Below are 1,572 nucleotides of genomic sequence, written 5' to 3'. Positions count from 1 at the left end.
ATTTTTCATTTTCTAATACTTTTACCTTCTATTACTTTAGTGTTCCCTTTGTAGTAGAAAATTATATATTTGTTGCAAGGAAATTTTCCTTATGTCTAGTACTCCAGAAGTAGTTTTACGAGTTGCAGAGGCGCGTCCACGGGACGTAGGACGGGGAATAGTGAGGATTGACAGAGGTGCAATGAGTAAGCTTGGCGTCGACCCCGGGGATGTAGTAGAGATCGAGGGTAAGAAAATTACAGTTGCGATTGTATGGCCGCAGGCATTAGAGGATGAAGGCGCTGGCATAGTACGTATGGACGGTCTTATTCGCCGTAATGCTGGTGTGGCAATTGGAGATCAGGTGAAAATCAGGAAGGCAAAAGTCGCTCCAGCTAAACGGGTGGTTTTAGCTCCGACGCTTAAGATGGGGTTCGAGATAGTGCCTGATCTCTTAGAATACGTTAAGAGCAAGCTGTTGGGACGACCTGTCATAAGGGGGGACATTGTTGAGATACCGGTATTCAGTGCATCTCTCCAATTCACTGTTGTTTCAACGTTTCCAGCACAAGCGGTTCAAGTCACTGAGGAGACAGAGATTTCCATCAGAAGCGAGCCAGTGAGTGGAGAGCTTACTATTCCACGCATAACTTACGAGGATATAGGGGATCTTGAGGAGGCTAAGCAGAAAATTAGAGAGATGGTTGAGCTTCCGCTACGTCATCCTGAACTCTTCAAACACCTGGGTATTGACCCGCCTAAGGGTGTTCTCTTTTATGGTCCTCCAGGTACTGGTAAGACCCTGCTAGCCAAGGCTGTGGCGAATGAGACGGACTCATACTTCATCGCCATTAATGGCCCGGAGATTATGAGTAAGTTTTACGGGGAGAGCGAGCAGAGGCTCCGCGAGATCTTTGAGGAAGCCACCAAGAATGCTCCCGCTATTATATTTATCGACGAGATTGACGCAATAGCCCCCAAGCGAGAAGAAGTAACAGGAGAAGTCGAGAAAAGAGTAGTAGCACAACTACTAGCCCTGATGGATGGTTTGAAGGAGAGGGGTCAAGTAATAGTTATCGCTGCTACTAATAGGCCTGATGATATCGACCCCGCGCTTCGGAGACCTGGCCGGTTTGACAGGGAGATAGCGTTCCCGGTTCCCGATAAGAGAGCCCGAAGAGAAATACTTCAGGTTCACACGAGAAACATGCCGCTTGCCGAAGACGTGAACCTTGACGAGTTAGCTGAGATAACACATGGCTTTACGGGTGCGGATCTAGCAGCTCTATGCCGCGAAGCTGCTATGCGGGCTTTAAGGAGAGTTTTGCCTAAGATAAAGATTGAAACCGAAAAGATTCCTGCAGAAATACTAAACGAGTTAAAGGTAACTAGGATGGATTTCATGGATGCCTTAAAAGAGATCCAGCCAAGTGCGCTCCGGGAGGTTTACATAGAGGTTCCTGAGGTTCATTGGAGTGATATAGGGGGACTGGATGACGTTAAGCAGCAGTTACGCGAGGCTGTAGAGTGGCCATTAAAACACCCTGAATACTTCAAGGAAATGGGTATTGACCCGCCTAAGGGTATACTGCT

At 47.5% G+C, this 1,572-nt stretch carries 1 protein-coding gene; it reads left to right on the top strand.

Going from position 1 to position 1,572, the window contains the following annotated elements:
- Positions 1-91: 91 nt before the first annotated feature.
- On the top strand, positions 92-1,572 hold a 1,481-nt coding region (locus ACP5KC_RS10600; protein ID WP_424741032.1), incomplete at its 3' end, for a CDC48 family AAA ATPase.

This window comes from Infirmifilum sp. (assembly GCF_049970975.1).
Taxonomy (GTDB): domain Archaea; phylum Thermoproteota; class Thermoprotei; order Thermofilales; family Thermofilaceae; genus Thermofilum; species Thermofilum uzonense.
The sequence above is the reverse complement of the archived record's forward strand: the minus strand, read 5'-3'. Positions and strand labels throughout refer to the sequence as shown.